Source organism: Tissierella sp. QWL-11, assembly GCF_058683765.1.
The window spans coordinates 877,798-896,357 of sequence record NZ_CM178750.1; the positions used below are offsets into that span (position 1 = coordinate 877,798).

Annotated in this window: 16 protein-coding genes; all 16 read left to right on the forward strand. The window is 31.7% G+C overall.

Features of this window, described 5'->3' with window-relative positions; translation table 11 throughout:
- The first annotated feature begins 14 nt into the window (after nt 1–14).
- The 16 genes from AC4PG3_RS04220 to AC4PG3_RS04295 all read left to right on the forward strand — a co-directional run bounded on the left by AC4PG3_RS04220 (nt 15) and on the right by AC4PG3_RS04295 (nt 18,560).
- Nucleotides 15–767 carry a DeoR/GlpR family DNA-binding transcription regulator gene (locus tag AC4PG3_RS04220; protein WP_492197824.1) on the forward strand — a complete coding sequence of 251 codons (753 nt, stop codon included), beginning with the start codon at nt 15–17 and terminating at the stop codon, nt 765–767.
- A gap of 91 nt (nt 768–858) precedes the next feature.
- Nucleotides 859–1,908, forward strand: coding sequence for a galactose ABC transporter substrate-binding protein (locus AC4PG3_RS04225; protein ID WP_492197825.1), 1,050 nt, complete (start codon nt 859–861; stop codon nt 1,906–1,908).
- Nucleotides 1,909–2,007: 99 nt separating this feature from the next.
- Nucleotides 2,008–3,507, forward strand: a complete 1,500-nt coding sequence (mglA, locus tag AC4PG3_RS04230; RefSeq protein WP_492197826.1) for a galactose/methyl galactoside ABC transporter ATP-binding protein MglA — start codon at nt 2,008–2,010, stop codon at nt 3,505–3,507.
- A gap of 17 nt (nt 3,508–3,524) precedes the next feature.
- Nucleotides 3,525–4,598 (forward strand): galactose/methyl galactoside ABC transporter permease MglC, encoded by a 1,074-nt coding sequence (gene mglC / locus AC4PG3_RS04235; RefSeq protein ID WP_492197827.1) that lies wholly within the window; start codon nt 3,525–3,527, stop codon nt 4,596–4,598.
- A gap of 71 nt (nt 4,599–4,669) precedes the next feature.
- Complete coding sequence (locus tag AC4PG3_RS04240) at nt 4,670–5,842, forward strand: galactokinase (RefSeq protein WP_492197828.1); 1,173 nt, start codon at nt 4,670–4,672, stop codon at nt 5,840–5,842.
- Between the two features lie 84 nt (nt 5,843–5,926).
- Nucleotides 5,927–7,927 (forward strand): methyl-accepting chemotaxis protein, encoded by a 2,001-nt coding sequence (locus AC4PG3_RS04245; RefSeq protein WP_492197829.1) that lies wholly within the window; start codon nt 5,927–5,929, stop codon nt 7,925–7,927.
- 451 nt (nt 7,928–8,378) lie between these two features.
- A complete protein-coding gene (gene ltrA, locus AC4PG3_RS04250; RefSeq protein WP_492197765.1) occupies nt 8,379–9,794 on the forward strand; it encodes a group II intron reverse transcriptase/maturase in 1,416 nt (471 codons plus the stop codon).
- Nucleotides 9,795–9,959: 165 nt separating this feature from the next.
- Nucleotides 9,960–10,883 (forward strand): nucleoside hydrolase, encoded by a 924-nt coding sequence (locus tag AC4PG3_RS04255; protein WP_492197830.1) that lies wholly within the window; start codon nt 9,960–9,962, stop codon nt 10,881–10,883.
- A gap of 33 nt (nt 10,884–10,916) precedes the next feature.
- On the forward strand, nt 10,917–11,642 hold the full coding sequence (locus AC4PG3_RS04260) for a SagB/ThcOx family dehydrogenase (protein WP_492197831.1): 726 nt from the start codon (nt 10,917–10,919) through the stop codon (nt 11,640–11,642).
- A gap of 192 nt (nt 11,643–11,834) precedes the next feature.
- On the forward strand, nt 11,835–12,818 hold the full coding sequence (locus tag AC4PG3_RS04265) for a LacI family DNA-binding transcriptional regulator (protein ID WP_492197832.1): 984 nt from the start codon (nt 11,835–11,837) through the stop codon (nt 12,816–12,818).
- Nucleotides 12,819–12,849: 31 nt separating this feature from the next.
- Entirely contained in the window at nt 12,850–13,803 is a 954-nt protein-coding gene (locus tag AC4PG3_RS04270; protein WP_492197833.1) for a uroporphyrinogen decarboxylase family protein, read from the forward strand.
- Nucleotides 13,804–13,919: 116 nt separating this feature from the next.
- Nucleotides 13,920–15,080 (forward strand): ABC transporter substrate-binding protein, encoded by a 1,161-nt coding sequence (locus AC4PG3_RS04275; protein WP_492197834.1) that lies wholly within the window; start codon nt 13,920–13,922, stop codon nt 15,078–15,080.
- An 84-nt stretch (nt 15,081–15,164) separates the two neighbouring features.
- Nucleotides 15,165–16,040 carry a branched-chain amino acid ABC transporter permease gene (locus AC4PG3_RS04280; protein ID WP_492197835.1) on the forward strand — a complete coding sequence of 292 codons (876 nt, stop codon included), beginning with the start codon at nt 15,165–15,167 and terminating at the stop codon, nt 16,038–16,040.
- Nucleotides 16,040–17,062, forward strand: a complete 1,023-nt coding sequence (locus AC4PG3_RS04285; RefSeq protein ID WP_492197836.1) for a branched-chain amino acid ABC transporter permease — start codon at nt 16,040–16,042, stop codon at nt 17,060–17,062. Before AC4PG3_RS04280 ends, AC4PG3_RS04285 begins: the two co-directional genes overlap by 1 nt.
- Nucleotides 17,062–17,850: an ABC transporter ATP-binding protein gene (locus tag AC4PG3_RS04290; protein WP_492197837.1), complete on the forward strand. Its 789-nt coding sequence runs from the start codon at nt 17,062–17,064 to the stop codon at nt 17,848–17,850. The genes AC4PG3_RS04285 and AC4PG3_RS04290 overlap by 1 nt, the downstream gene beginning before the upstream one ends.
- Nucleotides 17,850–18,560, forward strand: coding sequence for an ABC transporter ATP-binding protein (locus tag AC4PG3_RS04295; RefSeq protein ID WP_492197838.1), 711 nt, complete (start codon nt 17,850–17,852; stop codon nt 18,558–18,560). Before AC4PG3_RS04290 ends, AC4PG3_RS04295 begins: the two co-directional genes overlap by 1 nt.

Sequence of the window (18,560 nt, forward strand, 5' to 3'; positions counted from 1 at the left end):
AAGGGAGGTCCCCTTTGTTAAAAGCAGAGAGATTAGAAAAGATAATAGAGATGTTCAATAAAGATGATGTGATTAAAATATCTGATATAAGCAAAGCTTTAGGAGTCAGTGAAATGACCATACGAAGGGACTTAAAACTACTTGAGGAAAAGGGTCATGTGGAATATATTCATGGTGGGGGCAAGAAGGCTCAAAATAATATATTTAGAGAATTATCCCATAGTGAGAAGAAAAATATAATGGTAGAGGAAAAAAAGTATATAGCTAAAATTGCAGCAAGTCTTATAGAAGAAAACTCTACAGTTTTTATTGGAGTAGGTACTACAAATGAATTTATCTATGACTATATAGAGGTTTCAAAGGCTAAGATTATCACAAACTCTATCACAGTATTTTCTAAGTTTTTAGGAGATGATAGATTTGAATTAATCCTAGTTGGTGGGAAAATTAGAACTAGGACTGGAGCTTTTGTAGGAAGCATTGCAAATGATTTAATTTCTAAGGTGAGGGTAAAGATTTCTTTTATAGGTGTAAATGGAATCTATAAAGATTGTATTACAAATTCTAATGAAGATGAGGGAGAGCTTCAAAAGAACATTTTAAATAATTCAATTAAAAAATATATCTTATGCGATCATTCTAAATTTAACAAAGAAGACTTTTATAAATTTTATAATCTAAGAGACATAACTGCTATTATAACAGATGATAAAATAGATGAAAAAACTAAAATTGCGTATCAGAAGTATACAAGAATATTTAATTAAAGTTTTATTAAAATTGGATTAAATATTTTATAAAATATTTAATAATATATTTCATATATTTAATATGAAAGAAATATCAAGGGGGAGAAAAATGAAAAAATTTATTGCATTACTTTTAGCTTTAGTGTTAGTAGTATCATTGGTAGGTTGTGGAAACAATGATGCAGATTCAGGAGAAAACACTGATGCGGGAAACAATGTGGAAAATACTGATGGGGATAAGGGTGAAGATATAAAGCTAGGTGTACTTATATACAAATATGATGACACTTATATCTCTACTGTAAGGCAAGCTCTAGAAGCTCAAGCTAAGGATTTAGATGTTGAGCTACTTATGAATGATGGTCAAGGAGACCAAGGTCAACAAAATGACCAATTAGACATCTTAATTGAAAAAGGTGTAGATGCTTTAGTAGTTAATATAGTAGATATTGGTGCAGCTAATTCTGTAATAGAAAAGGCAAAAGAAGCTGATATTCCTGTAGTATTCTTCAATAGAGAGCCAGAGACAGAAATAGTAAAATCATATGAAGATGCAATCTTTGTAGGAACTCAACCAGAAGAAGCTGGAATAATTCAAGGTGAATTAATGGCAGAAGTTTGGGAAGAAGCAGATTATGACAGAAATGATGATGGAAAGATTCAATATGTAATGCTAAAAGGAGATGCAGATAATCCTGAAGCAATAGCTAGAACAGAATATTCCATAAAGACATTAAACGAAAAAGGAATAGAAACAGAGGAATTAGGACTTCAAGTTGCAAACTGGGACAATGACAAAGCTAATCAAGCAATGGAAGCATGGTTTGCAAAAGATGGAGATAAAATAGAATACGTAATAGCAAATAATGATGGTATGGCATCAGGAGCTATATCAGCTCTTCAAAATGCTGGATATAATTTAGGTGAAGAAGATAAATATATCCCAGTATTTGGTGTAGATGCTACAGATGAAGCAAAAGACCTAATAAAAGAAGGATATATGACAGGTACAGTTAAACAAGATGGAGAAGGTATGGCTAAGGCAGTTTTAGCACTAGCTATAAATGCTGCAAAAGGAGAAGACTTCTTAGCAGAGACTGCATATGAATTTGATGATACAGGAGTTTCTGTAAGAATTCCTTATCAACCATATAAATAAAACTATATAGCTAATAGCTAATAGGAAAAGTCATGCAGGAAATTTTTCCTGTATGACTTTTTTCTTATACATATAAATTTATTGAAAGTTGGTGAAGAGATGGCTGAAGAAAAGTTTTTACTTGAAATGACAAATATATCTAAGGAATTTCCAGGAGTCAAAGCTTTGGATGATGTAACTTTTAAAGTAAGACCTGGGACAGTTCATGCCCTAATGGGTGAAAATGGAGCTGGAAAGTCTACTCTCATGAAAGTCTTATTCGGAATTTATAATGAAGATACTGGGAAGATATATTTTGATGGAAAAGAGACAAAATTTACTAATCCAAAAGTGGCTTTAGAAAATGGAGTATCTATGGTTCATCAAGAATTAAATCAAGTGTTGCAAAGAGATGTAGCTGATAATATACTACTTGGTAGATATCCTAAAAAGGGGATAATGATAGATCAAAAAAAGATGTATGAATATACAAATGAAATATTTAAAGACTTAGGTATAGATATAGATCCAAGAACAAAATTAAAAGATCTATCTGTATCTCAAAGACAGATGGTTGAAATTGGAAAGGCAGTTTCCTATGATGCTAAGATACTAGTATTAGATGAACCTACATCATCACTTACAGAACAGGAAGTAAACCATCTATTTAGAATTATAAATCTCTTAAGAGATAGGGGAGTTGGGATAATATATATATCCCATAAAATGGAGGAAATCCTTACTATATCTGATGAAGTAACGGTTATGAGAGATGGTAAATGGGTAGCTACTAAGCCTGCTAGTGAATTAGATACAGATAAGATAATTAGTCTGATGGTAGGGAGAGATCTTACAAATAGATTTCCGCCAAAGACTAATAATCCAAAGGATGTAATCTTAGAAGTTAAGAATCTTACAGGAAAATATCAGCCTTCTATAAAGGATGTATCCTTTAAATTGAGAAAAGGTGAAATCCTAGGAGTGGCAGGACTCGTAGGTTCAGGTAGAACTGAAATTTTAGAGACTATATTTGGTGTGGCTACTAAGGAGAGTGGACAGATTTTTCTTCATGATAAGGAAATTGACAACAAGAATGCAGCCACTGCCATAAAAAATGGTTTTGCACTTTTAACTGAAGAGAGAAGAGCTACAGGAATATTTCCAAAGCTTGATATTAGACATAACTCTTTTATAGCAAATATAAACAATTATACGAAATTTGGAGTTTTAAATAATAAAAAGACAAAAGAAGATACAGCTTGGGTAATTGATTCTATGAAAGTAAAAACTCCAAGTCAAACCACAACTATTAAATCTCTATCAGGAGGGAATCAGCAAAAGGTAATTTTAGGAAAATGGCTTTTAACTGATCCAGAAGTACTCCTACTTGATGAGCCAACCCGTGGTATAGATGTAGGAGCAAAGTATGAGATATATCAACTTATAATAGATTTAGCAAATAGAGACAAAGGTGTAATCTACGTAAGTTCTGAAATGCCTGAATTACTTGGAATATGTGACAGAATACTTGTCATGTCAAATGGAAGAATTTCAGGGATAGAAGATACAAAAGAATTAAATCAAGAAAAGATAATGGCTTTAGCAGCTAAAAATTTTTAAAATAAGAGGTGAGTTGATTGAGTGAACAACCAAAAAAAAGTAGAGTAACAAAATTTTTAAGAAAAATGGAATCCATGGACAGAAGCGCTTGGATGGAATTATTACTTAATTATGCACTATATATTATCCTTGGAATCATGATTGTAGGTGTAATAATAATAGAGCCAAGCTTTGTATCTATAAATAACTTTACAAATATACTTAGCCAGGCATCAACTAGGGCAATTTTAGGTATGGGGATAGCAGGACTTATAGTGCTACAAGGTACAGACCTTTCAGCAGGTAGAATACTGGGGCTATCTGGTATAGTTGCAGCATCTCTTTTACAAGATGTAAACTATGCATCTAGAATGTATGAGAACCTTCCAGCTCTACCATTAATACTTCCATTTCTAGTAGCAATATTAATAGGTGTTGTATTTGCACTTATAAATGGATTTGGTGTAGCAGTATTAAAGATTCATGCATTTATAGTTACTTTAGGTACCCAACTTATAGCATATGGTGTAGCTCTTATCTATATAGATAGGCCACCACTAGGAGCTCAACCTATAGCAAGGTTAGATGAAAGATATATAAACCTTGTAAAAGGAGCTATTGAAATAGGTGGAGAAAATGGATTTGAAATACCCTATTTAATTATTTATGCAGCAATTATAGCTGTTATCATGTGGTTTATTTGGAATAAGACTAAATTAGGTAAAAATATGTTTGCCATAGGTGGAAATCCTGAGGCAGCAGAAGTATCAGGTGTAAGTATAGTTAAAAATATAATGCTGGTATATCTTATTTCAGGAGTATTATATGGTATAGCAGGATTCTTAGAGGTAGCAAGAATTGGGTCAGCAACAAGTATTACTGGACAAAACTATGAACTTGATGCTATAGCAGCCTGTGTAGTAGGAGGAGTTTCTTTCTCTGGGGGAGTAGGAACTATTCCGGGAGTACTTATAGGAGCTGTACTTTTACAATTTATAAACTATGGACTAAACTTTATAGGGGTAAATCCATATCTTCAAATAATTGTAAAAGGGATTATAATATTAGTAGCAGTTGCAATAGATGTAAGAAAATATATAGAAAAGAAATAGTGTTTTAAAGGGGAATTGGGATTAATATAATTTATAAATATTCACTTTGTGAATATAGGATGGGTGAGTAGATGGATTTAGGAAATTTAAAAGAAAAATTTAAAAAAATGTATGGTAGAGAAGATATAAGATATTTCTTTTCTCCAAGTCGTGTAAATATAATAGGAGAGCATATAGACTACAATGGAGGAAGAGTCTTACCAGCAGCTATAGAGATTGGAACTTATGGACTTGTATCTAAAAGAGATGACAATTTATTGAGATTTGCATCGGAAAATATAGATTTAAAAGTAGAAGTTGATTTAGATGATTTAAAATATGAAAAGACTCATGGATGGGCTAATTATCCTAAAGGAGTTATATTTTTTCTAAAAGAAGCAGGATATAATCTAGGTGGAATGGATATTTTAATAGAAGGAAATATTCCAAATGGAGCAGGACTATCTTCATCTGCATCTCTAGAATTACTTATAGGAGAGATGGTAAATAAACTCTTTAATAATGGAAAAATAGACAGATTAGAATTAGTTAAATTAGCTCAAAGGGCAGAAAATCAATTTGTAGGTGTAAACTGTGGTATAATGGATCAATTTGCAATAGGTATGGGGAGAAAAGATAGGGCTATCCTACTAGATACAGATACTTTAGACTACAGATATATTGATATGGATCTAAAGGATCACACTTTAGTAATTATGAATACAAATAAGAGAAGAGAATTAAGTGATTCAAAATATAATGAGAGAAGAAGAGAATGTGAACAGGCATTAAAGATTTTGCAAGGATACAAAGATATAAAATATCTTTGTGATCTAAGCATTGACGAATTTGAAGATTTTAAATTTGCTTTTAAAAAAGAAAACATAAGAAATAGAGCAGAGCATGTAGTATATGAAAATCATAGAGTTAATTTAGCTATAGAGGCTTTGAAGAGTGGAGATATAGATTTAATGGGTAAACTATTAAATGAATCCCATGAATCCTTAAAAAACTTGTACCAGGTAACTGGTAATGAATTGGATAAAATCGTAGAATCAGCAAGGTCTCTTCCATCAACTAAGGGAGCTAGGATGATAGGTGCAGGTTTTGGAGGAAGTGCCATAGCCATAGTAGAAAAAGATGGAGTAGACGAATTTATTAAAAAAGTAAAAGAAGACTATAAAAAAGAAATAGGATATAGTGCACAGATGTATATCTCAGATATAGGAGATGGCACAAGAGAAATTACAAAAACTGGTATTTAGATATCAGTTTTTTATTTTGTTTTTATTAAATTATGTCAGAAAATGCCGATATATAGTGTAACATTAAAAATTGGAGGGATTATAATGAAATTAAAAAACAAAATAATAAGTTTCACATTGATAACTTGTATAGTAAGTATAGTATCTATGTTTATTATAAACTATACATCCTCAATAGGACAACTCAAACAAGAAGTAAATCAAAGGGTGCAATATCATACTCAAAATATTGCAAGTAGTTTAGACAGTTGGATGAGTGTAGAGAAAAAATCTGTGGAAGAAATTATTAGCTCTATGATAAAGACAGATAGTTTTGAGTCCGAATTCGCTAAAAAATATTTAAAAGAATTTTCAGAAAAGAATGAAGGTAATGACTATTATATAGCTTTTGAAGATGGGGAATATTTACATCATAGCTTTCAGCCTACATATGACCCAACAGAAAGGCCATGGTACAAAGGAGCTATAAGCACTAATGATGAATTTTTTATATCTGATCCATATATTGACTCTTTGTCTGGTAATATTGTAATTACAATTTCTAAACAATTTAGCACATTAGATGGAAGAGTAGGAGTAATAGCAAGTGATATACAGACAGGTTATTTAGTAGATACAGTATCTTCTGCAACTGTAGGTACTAATTCCTATGCATTTTTAGTAGATGGAAACAACAATATAATAGCTCATAGAAATGAAGAGTTCAACCCAGAGGCTGATTCTTTTAAGAATCTAGAAGGAATTTTTGATGGGAAAATTTTAGAGATAATAAATTTAGATTCTGAAGAAAGAACTTTAAACAAAAGAAAGTTTATAGATTATGATGATGTTGAAAAACTCTTATTTTTCCAACCATTAGAAGAATCAAATTGGACACTTTTAACTGCAGTCTCTGTGAATGAAAGTTTAGGAATAATAGATGATATTATACAATATAGTACAGTAGCAGCAGTTATAATATTGATACTTGCATCAGCCATAGCACTATATATATCAAACTCTATTTCAAAACCAATAATAAATGCTGTGGGCATTGCAGAAAATATAGGAAACCTAAACTTAAAAGATGAAATAGATGAGAAAAAGTTAAAGAGGAAAGATGAAATAGGAACCATGTATAATTCCTTTAGTATGATAATTAGTAAATTAAAGGATTTTATAAAAGAAATGGAAGCTTCTATAGATACAAATCAAGAAGTATATGAACAAACTTTAGAGAAATTAAATTTCTTAGTAGATCAATCAGAAGACACTTCAGCTACCACACAAGAACTATCAGCAAGTATGGAAGAAACTTCAGCGTCTACTATATCTCTAGATGAATCTAGTCGTGAAATAGAAAGTGCAACAATTGACTTCACTGAAAAGGTAGAAGAAGCATCAACTACAACCAATGGAATAAGTACAAAGGCAGATTCATTAAATACGCAATTTGTACAAGCTAAAGACAATACAATGGATATATATTCAAATACAAAAGATGAAATAAAAAAGGCAATAGAATCATCAAAACAAGTAGAACAAATAAATGTGCTTTCAAATGCAATTCTAGAAATATCTGAGCAAACTAGCCTATTGTCACTAAATGCAGCTATAGAAGCAGCAAGAGCTGGAGAAGCTGGAAGGGGATTTGCAGTAGTAGCAGATGAAATAAGAAAACTAGCAGATAATTCAAATTCTACAGTAGGAGAAATCCAAGAAGTTACAAAGGGAGTAACTAAAGTAGTAGATACTCTAGTAGACAGTGCAAAAGATCTAATAGACTTCTTAGAGAGCAATGTAATAAATGACTATGAAATGATGGTAAATGCTGTAGATGAATATAAAGAAGATGGGAAAAGCTTAAACAATATAATCTCAAACCTATCAGCAACAGCAGAAGAATTATCAGCAACTATAACTCAAATGGCTCAATCCATAGGAGATATAAATATAACAGTAGAAGAATCTACAAAGGCTACTACAAATATAGCTGAAAAGAATATGGATATTGCACAGGCAATAAATCATATAAATGAAATAATGGAGAAGAACAAAGAAGTATCAGATAAGCTACAAGAGATAGTATCACAAGTAGAGTATTAAATGTAGGGGCGGTCATAAGACCGCCCTTTTTATTGTGCGCCCAGCATGGATGCAAACTAGTCGGTGAAAGTCCGATACGGGGGTTGATAGTGCCAACCGTTAGCTTAAGACAAGGGTGTCCACTGTGAGGTGGAATCTGAAGGAAGTCGGCGGCAAAACTCCGGTCTGAGGTACACGAACTACATTTGAGGCTTGACCTTGTGGATGAGGTTGCAATACAAACCAAAGTCCTAAACTATCCGAAACAGGGGAAGTAAATGTAGCAGATATATGGAGAGAAAGTTTGTATTCTTACCTGGGGAGGTCTGATAGATAAGTCATAAAAGACTACGGTCTACATGACAAACTACATAGTGATATGTAACTGAATTATCAGAAGTCAGCAGAAGTCATAGTACAAGATTAATCATGATAATCTTGGAAGGACTGAACATTAGGGAGGTGAGTAAGTTTGGCAATCTCAACAAACATGAAAAGAATACAGAAAACCAAAGATTTGGGCTGGACTGTGGAAGTAGAGATGGAAACTCAAGGTAAACAGGGAGCGTATAGTGATTTGTCGGCGAAGTCAAATCTGAAAACCAAGTCGGGATTTAATACTGAAAATCTACTCGAAAAGATTGTAGATAAGAGAAATATCTTTGAAGCATACAAAAGAGTACTAGCTAACAAAGGAAGTAGTGGAATAGATGGAATGAGAGTAGATGAACTTCTAACCTACCTGAAAGAAAACTACGAAACTTTGAAAGCAAATCTGTTAGATGGAAAATACAAAGTACAACCAGTAAAAAGAGTAGAAATACCCAAACCCAATGGAGGCATAAGACTCCTTGGAATACCAACAGTAGTAGATAGATTAATCCAGCAAGCAATAAACCAAGTGATTAATCCGATATTCGATAGAGCATTTTCAAATAATAGCTATGGATTTAGACCAGGAAGAAGTGCACACATGGCTCTAAAACAAGCTCAAACATATATAAATGAAGGATACAAACAAGTTGTAGATATGGACTTAGAAAAGTTCTTTGACAATGTAAACCATGACATATTAATGAACTTAGTATCAAGAAAGATACAAGACAAAAGAGTATTAAAATTAATAAGGAAGTATTTAAACTCAGGGATAATGTTAAATGGTATAGCAGTCAAATCAGAACAAGGAGCACCCCAAGGTGGTCCTTTAAGCCCATTACTCAGCAATATATTACTTGATGAATTAGATAAAGAATTAGAAATAAGAGGACATAAATTCTGCCGTTACGCTGATGATTGTAATATCTATGTTAAAAGCACAAGAGCAGGAGAAAGAGTCCTTAAGAGCATCACTAAATTTCTAGGAAGAAAACTAAAACTAAAAGTAAATACTGAGAAATCAGCAGTATCTCCACTAACTAAAAGAAAATTTCTAGGATACAGTTTCTACTACTCAAAAGGTAAAATTAGATTTAGAACCCATAACAAGAGTTATGAAAGACTTAAAGAAAAGATTAGAAAGATTACTAATAGAAATATAAACATGAATTTTGATTATAGAATTAAGAAACTAAATGAAATAATTGTAGGTTGGGTAAATTACTTTAAACTGGCAGATATGAAGACTAAACTAACAGAACTAGACAAATGGGTACGAAGGCGACTTAGAGCTTGTGTATGGAAAACATGGAAACTAGGTAGAACAAGATTTAAGAATCTAATGAAACTAGGAGTACCTAAATACAAGGCTTGGGAGTATGCAAATACAAGGAAAAGTTACTGGAGAACATCAATTAGTCCAATACTAAGTAAAACCATAACTAATCAAAGACTGATTAGTCATGGTTTTAAAAGTTTATCTTCACAGTATGAAAAAGCTAGACTGTCTTAATGAACCGCCGTATACCGAACGGTACGTACGGTGGTGTGAGAGGACGGAAAATAAAATAATTATTTTCCTCCTACTCGATTAGTGGATACGGAAACATTAATATTAAACTACTCTTTGATATGATAAAATATAGATAGTAGAAAATGAGAAAGGAGATACTTAGAGATGAAAATACCTGTAATAATAGATTGTGATCCAGGGCTTGACGATGTAGTGGCACTTTTAATGGCATTGAAAAATGAACACCTAGATATAAAAGCTATAACAGCAGTAGCAGGCAATCAAACCCTGGAAGTAGTTGGGAAAAATATCTTGAGGCTTTTAACCTATGTAGACATAGAAATTCCTGTAGCCTTTGGATGTGATAAACCTTTAGAAGGTGAACTATTTACAGCTTCAAATGTTCATGGAGAGGATGGACTATATGGAATAAGTTTACCTGAAGCTAAATTTAAAAAAGAGAGTTTAAATGCTATAGATTTAATGGCTGATATAATAAGAGATTCTAAAGAAAAGATTACAATTATAGCCCTCGGACCCTTGACAAATATAGCCACATTTTTAAATGAATATCCAGAATTAAAGGAGAAGATAGGGAGAATTTACTTTATGGGTGGAGCTATATGTGGAGGTAATGTTACGAAGGCTTCTGAATTTAATATCTATGTAGATCCTAAAGCAGCGGATGTAGTGTTTAATTCAAACCTTCCCTTGACTATGTGTGGTCTAGATGTAACTGAAAAGGCATACTTATATTTAGAGGAAATAAAAAAAGTAGAATCCATAGGTAATGAAATCGGAAAATTTGTTGTGAAAATATTAGAAAGCTTATCAATCTATCATAAAGATGACGGGATTTATGGATGCCATCTACATGATCCAGTGGCAATAGTATCAGTTACAAATCCTCATATAATAAAAACTATACCAATGGAGGTTTCAGTGGAATTAGAAGGAAAATTTACAAAGGGGATGACCGTAGGAAACTTTTCTAAAAGATACAATAAAAATCCAAATATGGATGTGGCAATTGATATAGATAGGGATAAGTTTATAGACACTTTAATTAATGAAGTTAAAAAATATTAATAGATATTTTAAAGTATAAAAGGAGGAATAAATTTGGACAGAAGTTTCATGAAATCATATTTTGGAACACCTATAGAAAATGATCAGCAAAGGGGAGTTTCACAGCTACCTTTAGAAAAACCATATGATAAAAATGTGGAAATAATAGACTTACCAGAAGTAGATAAGTCTATTATAACCAAAGGTGATATATTTGATTGCATCTTAGATAGGAGAAGCCACAGAGCTTATTTAGATGAAGGGATAACTCTAGAAGAATTATCTTATCTCCTAATTACAACTCAAAGAATTAAAGAGATAAAAGGAGATAATTATGTAGGATTAAGGCCAGTACCTTCAGCAGGAGGAAGGCACCCCTTTGAAACTTACTTAGTGGTATTAAATGTAAAGGATTTAAAAAAAGGAATATATAGGTACCTACCATTAGAACACAAGCTTTTGTTTATAAAAGAAGAAGATAATCTAAGTGAAAAAGTTATAACTGCTGCAAATAGACAAAAGTTTGTAGGTAAATCTGCTGTTACTTTTATATGGAGCTGTATACCATATAGAACAGAATGGAGATATGTAGATAGGTCCTATAAAATAATGCTCTTAGATGCAGGACATATTTGTCAAGCTCTATATTTAGCTTGTGAAACTATAGGCCTTGGTACTTGTGCTATCGCATCATATGATCAAAAGATATTGGATGACTTGATAGATGTAGATGGAGAAGATGAGTTTGCTGTATATTTATCTCCCGTTGGTAAAGTATAGAAAAATAAGATGAAAATTACAAAAAAAGATTAAATTCACAATAAAAAAGATAATTGGAATTTAGTCTTTTTTTATTTTAAAAAACATTAATAATTTTCAAATTATTCTTGCGTAGATTAAATTAATATGTTAAAGTATAGTTAATCGATTACCTAAGTAAACGATTAACTATATAAATTAAGGAAAGTGAAAATGGTTACTTTAAAAGAAATTGCAAAATTAGCAAATGTATCTAGTGCTACGGTTTCTAAAGTTATAAATGGTAAGGACAAATATATAAGTGAAGCTACTAGAAAGAGAGTACTAGAGATAGTAGAAAGAGAAGGATATATCCCAAATGGAATTGCAAAGAGTTTAAAGATGCAAAAGACTAAAACCATTGGAATTATAATTCCAGACGTGATGAACTTGTTTTTTTCAGAGCTTGCTCGTGGAGTAGAAGATGCAGCTGAAAACAAGGGATATACTGTTATACTTTGTAATTCAGATAATAAAGAGTCAAAGGCAAAAAGGTATATGGAAGTTCTTCAAGAAAAAATGGTTGATGGAATAATAATCACTGCATCTGAAAAGGGGGACTATAGCTCAATTAAATCTGGAAATATCCCTACAGTTTTGTTAGATAGAGATATAGATGCAGATAAAAAAATAGGGCGTATAATTGTAGATAATAAAGAAGGTGCCTACAAAGCTACAAATCATCTGATAAAAAAAGGATGTAAAAACATAGCTATCATATCTTCAAGTACTAAAAACAAACCATCAGCAGAAAGAATTAAAGGATATGAAAACGCTCTCTTAGATAACAACATTAGCATAGATAGAGATAAAATATATTTAGATAGCTATACTATAGAATCGGGATATGCTGGAATAAAGGAGATAATTAAAAAAACTAAAGTAGACGGTATATTTTGTGGTAATGATCTAATAGCAATAGGCGCTGTAAAAGCCTTGAAGGAAATGAAGATTAATATTCCAGGAGATGTAAAAATAGTAGGATTTGACGATATTCAAACATCACAATATATGGATCCACCTCTTACAACAATTAAACAACCTATTTATGAAATGGGAGAAGAGGCAGTTAATATGCTGATTGGCATCATAAAAAAAGAAAATGTAGACAAAGCAAAAGTATTAAAAACTAATTTGATTATAAGGGAAAGCACTTAAAAGAATTTATCTAAAATGGAAGGAGAAAAAGATGAATAAGAGAGAAAGAGTCATAGCCAGTATAAAAGGAGATCATATAGATAAGGTACCTACTTGTTTTTCTTTACACTTTTCCAATGAGGAGAGATTTGGACAAGCTGGTGTAGATGTACATCTTAAATTTTTTAAGGAAACAAATACAGATATAATAAAGATTATGAATGATAATCTAGTTCCCAGCACATACAGTATTAAAACACCTCAGGATTGGAATCAACTAAAGGAATTATCCATAAAAGACAAATTTATAACTAGGCAAATTGATTTAGTAAAGAGAATTTTAGATAAAGCTGAAGAAAACGTTTTTTCAATAGGAACTTTACATGGAAGTGTTGCTTCTGTACTTCATGCCATAGAAGGAAAATATGGATATGTGAGAGGTAGAGAAATGATTACTGCACATATGAGAGAAAATAGTAAACCTATACTTTATGCATTTGAACATATTACAGATATAATGAGTGAATTAGCTAGGAAATATATAGAAATAGGATTAGATGGAGTATATTATGCTGCTTTAGGAGAAACACAATATTTTACTGAAGAAGAACATAAAAATCATATTGAAGTCTTTGACAAGAAAATATTATCTGCTATAAAAGAAAAGCATGGATATAATATTCTACATATTTGTAAAGACAATATAGATTTAAGCCGTTACAAATCCTATGAAAATTTAATAGATGTATTAAATTGGGGAGTTTATGAGGGAGGTCTATCCTTAGAAGAAGGAAGAAACTTGTTTCCAAATACAACTATAATGGGAGGTTTGAAAAATAGAAGTGGTATATTAGTTGAAGGAACTTACGATGAAATACAAGATAAAGTAAGATCTATAATACAAGAGTTTGGAGAAAAAAGGTTTATATTAGGTGCAGATTGCACATTACCTTCAGAAATTCCTTATGAAAGAATAAGACAAGCTGTAGAAGCTGCAAATATTTAACAATTTTAAAATTCAAAGGAGGGTTGATAAAAGATTTAAGAAAATCAATATTTGAGTAATATGCACATCTAATTTTGCTACATTTAAGAAAATTATAATTATTAGGAGGTCAATATATGAAAAAAGTTATATCTATATTTATCGTTGTTTTAATATTATCTAGTTTTTTAGTAGGATGTGGTGATAAGACTAACAGTGATGGCGGAGATTCAAATGTATATAAATTTGCAGTTTTTGCACCTATAACAGGAAATTATGCTGAATATGGAAAAGGTTTTCAAGTTGCAACTCAAATGGCTGCTGACGAAATAAATGCAAATGGTGGAGTTAATGGGAAAACTATAGAATTAGAAGTATTTGATACTAAGGGAGATCCAAAGGAAAGTGCTGATATCTCAAGACGAGTAGCTGAGCAAGATGATATTTTAGGAGTTATTGGAGATTTTTCAAGTTCTAATGCCATGGCAAATGCTCCTATATTAGGAGATGCTGGTATAGTTCAATTATCTCCTACTGCATCTCATACTGATTTTGCAGGAATGAATGAATTTATGTTTAGTATTATGGGAAGGCAAGATGGAGAAGCTCCATTTTTCTCAACTTATTTGTTACAGAAATACAATAAATCAAAAGATGTTGGTGTAATCTATATAAATAATGACTGGGGTAAATCTGCATATGACAATTTCATGGCACAAGCTAATAAAGATAATTTAAATGTAGTTGCTGAAGAAAATTATGTTGAAGGGGAAAAAGACTTTACTTCTCTATTAACTAAAGTTAAAGATAAAAACCCTGATACATTAGCACTTTTAATGCATGCTAACGATGTAGCTCTAATTGCAAACCAAGTAAATCAAATTGGCTGGGATGTTAAATTAACAGCATTAGGACCTGGAACATCTATGCAAATAATAGAATTAGCAGGTGAAAATGTAGAAGGATTACTTCTATCAACTCCTTTCTTTATAACAGAAGAAAACGAGCAAGCTTGGGCATGGGCTGAAGAATTTAAAAAGAGGGCAGACTTTGAGCCTACAGTTCATCCAGCTGTAGCATATGATACAGTATATCTGTTAAAAGCTGCTATAGAAAATATAGATGGGGAAGTTACAAGAGATGAAATAAGAGACAAATTACAAAACTTAGAAGGTTTTGTAGGACTTACTGGACCTATTGAGTTTAATCCAAGTGGAGACATCACAAGAAAATATTTGATCATGGAAATAGAAGATGGAAAGTTTGTACAGAAGACAGACTTTGACTATGTAGATTAATTTTGACAGAATGCTACTAAATAAAAATACTTTGTAGCAATGTTGCTACAAAGTATTTTTAGATTAAAAGGAAGAGGTGATCTTATGGATTATTATTTAATGCAACTGGTAAATGGATTATCTCAAGGTGCTATATACGCTTTAATGGCAATAGGATATTCAACTATAGTAGGAGTAGTAGGGATGGTTACATTTACTCAAGGGGAAGTAATAATGATAGGAGCTTATGCTGCTTTTTATGCCTTTACTTTCTTTGCTGAAAATTTATTTTTAGGAATTATAACCAGTTTTGCAGCATCCTGGGTTTTAGGAATAATGATATACAAAATATGTTATGAAAGATTTTTTGACTCTCCAAGACATATTCCATTGATATGTACAATTGGATTTAGCATGCTTGTTAAGAATTTAGCACAAATAGTATTTGGACCAAATATGAAAGCAATGCCCCAACCTATTGATTTAGGATTTATAAATGTATTTGGAGTTAGACTTAATACGGTTCAAATTTTAATTATAGCAATAGTTATCTCCTTATCTGCTATTTTGTACATAATAAATAGTAAAACTAAATGGGGGATACAATTGAGAGCTGTAAGCCAAGATAAAAAGGCAGCTGCATTGATGGGAATCAATGTACAAAGGACTACTATGATAGGTAATTGCATAGGTTGTGGTCTTGGTGGAGTAGCAGGTATGTTGCTTGCTATATACTATCAATCAATAGTTCCTACAATGGGAGGACCATTGGGACTTAAATCATTTATATCATCAGTTTTAGGAGGACTTACAAATATTCCAGCAGCAGCATTAGGTGGAATATCAATTGGGATCGCAGAGAATATAGGGACAGCATTTTTATCAAATAGCTATAGAGATGTTTTTGCCTTTGTATTTTTAGTATTGGTCTTAATAATCAAGCCAGAAGGAATTTCTAAGAAAGTTGGTGGAAGACCATAATGATTTCAAAAATAATAAATAATATTAGAGATTTTTATAAAAAAAATATAAAGATTATAAACATAGTTTTATTTATTTTACTTATATTGCTTCCGAGGATATTATCAAGCAGCTATATAATGGGTATAGTCTGTAGAGTGTTAATGTATACAACTTTAGCTGGATCATTAAATATAATCAATGGCTATAGTGGACAATTTAATATTGGACATGCTGGATTCTTTTTAATAGGAGCTTATACAGAAGCTATACTAGGTACTAATTTTGGTTGGAGCTTTTGGCCAGCACTAATAGTTGCAGGTGTCTTTACATCCATAGTAGGATTTTTAATATCACTACCTACTTTAAGACTAAAGGGAATATATCTAGCTATAGTTACTTTAGGATTTTCAGAGATAATAAGAATTGTAGCATTAAATTGGAGTTCTGTAACTGGAGGACCAATGGGAATTAAAGGAATTCCATCACCTGTTTTATTTGGGTTTAAAATATCAGGACCTACAGATTATTATTATATATTTCTATTCATAGGTATAGCTTTCTTGTTTGCAACAAGTAAAATTTTAAAATCTAGAGTGGGAAGAGCATGGATATCCATTAGGGAAGATGAGTTAGCTGCCAAATCCTTGGGAGTGGAAGCTGGTAGATTTAAGTCTATAAACTTTATGTATGGTGCTTTTTGGGCAGGTATAGTGGGAGCAGCCTATGCACCCTATTATAAATTTATTGCATCAGATATGTTTACACTAGATGAAGGATTTAATATTCTTTCTATGGTAATTATAGGAGGTCAAGGAACATTAGTAGGTCCTTTTGTAGGAGCTTCTATTGCAACTATTATATCTGAGGTATTTAGATTTGCAAGTCAATATAGAATGGTAATATATGCAGTACTTATTATTGTAATGATGTGGTGGAGACCACAAGGCCTTGTAGGTGCATATGATAGTATCCTATCTGGCAACAATAATTCCATAAAACAAAAGAAAAAGTCAATTACTCAAAAAGTAGGTGATAAATAATGTCTGAGATAATTTTACAGGCAAAAGGAGTAAGTAAACACTTTGGAGGCTTAAAGGCTGTAGAAAAGGTAGATATGGAAATTCATAGAGGAGATATATTTGGCATAATCGGACCAAATGGAGCAGGTAAGACTACATTTTTTAATATATGTTCTGGAATTTATGAACCTACATTTGGAGATATACTTTTTAAAGGAGAATCTATAAAAAACCTTAAACCAGAGGAAATAGCCAGAAAAGGGATGGCAAGGACCTTTCAAAATATACAATTATTTAAAAATATGACAGTTTTTGAAAATATTAAAATAGGATTTCATATTAGAACAAAGACTAATATATTTGATGCAGTACTTAGAAATAAAACATATAAAGAAGATGAAGAACTAGTAAATAAAGAGAGTTTAGAGATTATTAAAAAGGTAGGTTTATATGAATTTAAAGATACATTAGCAGGGAACTTAGCTTATGGAGTACAGAGGAGAGTAGAAATAGCAAGGGCTCTAGCTCTAAATCCTGATATACTCTTATTAGATGAGCCAGCTGCTGGGATGAATCCTAATGAGACCAATCAATTGATGGAATTTATAATCAAGCTAAATAAAGAAGGATATACAATAGCTGTAATTGAGCACGATATGAAATTTATCATGTCCATGTCCAATAGATTATTAGTATTAAACTTTGGACAAAAAATATCTGAAGGAACTCCAGAAATTGTAAAAAAAGATCAAAATGTTATAGAGGCATATTTTGGAAAAGGTAAGATATCTGGAGGTGAAGATTTATAATGTTGGAAGTTAAAAACTTAGAAGTGAATTATGGTTATATAAGTGCTTTAAGAGGTATAAACTTCAAAGTAAATGAAGGAGAGATAATAACATTAATAGGAGGAAATGGTGCTGGTAAAACTACTACTTTGATGTCTATTTCAAATTTAGTTCCTAAGAGAGCAGGTAGTATAATTTTTGAAGGTAAAGATATCACTAATATACCTGCTCATAAAATAGTACAAGAAGGAATAAGTCATGTACCTGAGGGAAGAAAAATATTTCCAGCATTAAGTGTTAGGGAAAATCTCATAACTGGTACTTTTGGAAATAATAAATTAGGAAAAGAAAAGATAAATGAAAATTTGGAAAAAATGTATGAACTATTTCCTAGATTAAAAGAGAGGATAAATCAAGGGGGAGGTACTCTTTCAGGAGGAGAGCAACAGATGCTTGCAATTGCCCGTGGTCTTATGATGAATCCAGATCTTATAATGCTGGACGAGCCTTCCCTAGGATTAGCCCCTATTATAGTTGAAGAGATATTTGAGTTAATTCTTAGAATTAAAAAAATAGGAATGACAGTTTTACTTATTGAACAAAATGCAGCTATGGCATTACAAATAGCAGATCGTGGATATGTCCTTGAAAGAGGTAATATAGTTATGACTGGTACAGGAAAAGAACTTATAAATGATGAAAGAGTTAGAAAGTCATATTTAGGAGAATAG